Origin of the sequence: Limosilactobacillus reuteri, assembly GCF_002254085.1 — a bacterium.
Taxonomy (GTDB): domain Bacteria; phylum Bacillota; class Bacilli; order Lactobacillales; family Lactobacillaceae; genus Limosilactobacillus; species Limosilactobacillus reuteri_K.
The window spans coordinates 1-707 of the sequence record NZ_NGPY01000057.1 but is presented as its reverse complement, the minus strand read 5'-3'; the positions used below and the strand labels follow the sequence as shown (position 1 = coordinate 707).

1 protein-coding gene is annotated in these 707 nt (G+C 39.5%); it reads right to left on the bottom strand.

Annotation, left to right across the window (positions count from 1 at the left end; genetic code table 11):
• On the bottom strand, positions 1-707 hold a 707-nt coding region (locus tag CBG10_RS09010; protein WP_143452875.1), incomplete at both ends, for a helix-turn-helix domain-containing protein.

The following is a 707-nucleotide window of genomic DNA, read 5'->3' as shown; positions in this document are numbered from 1 at the left end:
TGAATGCGCTTATGATTAGGTGTCTTTTTACCAATTAAGCGATAGTAGTCTCGAATTTGAGTGCTTAAACGGCGTACGCCGTATTCAGCTTGGTAGTAGTTAAAGAGGCCTTTAATAACGGCTTTAAGTTCTTCTTCATCCTCGTCCGGATGTTCAAACCGATTTTGCCAATACTGATAGGTTGACATGGAAATGGGAAGTGCATCGATCAAATCCTTTAATAAGTATTTAGCCTTGAGGTCATAAATTACTTGTGCGAGTTCTTTTTTGGATGCTTTCTCAAGGCTGTCAATTTTTTTGAGGCATCGAGTTGTATCTTTAACAATAAGTTTTCTCTTTGTAAGGCTTGGTTCTGTTTTTGGAGCTGAAGAAGCTTGTCTTGATTCTCGTCGTGTCGTTTGACCATTTTTAGGTTTCCTTCCCCGACGCAATCTCAGTAAAGCCTGTGGCCCTTGCTTGTTATAGAGACATTCCCACTGATACACTGAACCTGGGGAACGATATCCAAAGTGAATACAAGTTTCTGAGATTGACGCCAAATTTTCTTGTTTCCACTTTACCAGATTTAACCGAAAATCCCCAGTTACTTTGGGTGGATTGAGTAATGGTCCTTTACCAAATCTTGCATAAATTCCCACCCAAATTTGGAAATCATATTCAGCAATCCCGTATTTATGCCTAACTGATGCTAAAGTAACATTACCGTT